This window comes from Bacillus sp. AFS001701, from assembly GCF_002559405.1.
In the GTDB taxonomy this organism is placed as follows: Bacteria; Bacillota; Bacilli; order Bacillales; family Bacillaceae_G; genus Gottfriedia.
Genome location: NZ_NTZO01000756.1, coordinates 1 through 347 on the forward strand (window position 1 = coordinate 1; position 347 = coordinate 347).

The following is a 347-nucleotide window of genomic DNA, read 5'->3' on the forward strand; positions in this document are numbered from 1 at the left end:
TTACGAAGTTGATAGAGATATTACATTAAGATGTTAAAATACATGTTTTAGTTAAAGGTATATTAAGGAAAAATTATCAAAAAGATAATAGGTAGTTTTCTTGTATAGTAGTGTTAGGGGAATTAGGACAATTCTATGTCTTCAAGTGAGTTGGATAATTCTAATCTACTAAAACGTACATAAAAAGATAAATCTTAGAATGAAAATGAATGGTTCTTTGAAAAACGTGAAATTATGTAATCGGTATGACGAGGAGGAATGATCATGTTTGAATTTGAAAATATAGAACAGTTTGCAAGGATAAAAGTTATTGGTGTTGGTGGTGGCGGAAATAACGCCGTTAACCG

Annotated in this window: 1 protein-coding gene; it reads left to right on the plus strand. The window is 30.0% G+C overall.

The window, feature by feature from the left end; translation table 11 throughout:
* Positions 1-264 precede the first annotated feature (264 nt).
* A partial coding sequence (locus CN514_RS26735; protein WP_286141838.1) for a hypothetical protein occupies positions 265-347 on the plus strand: 83 nt, incomplete at its 3' end.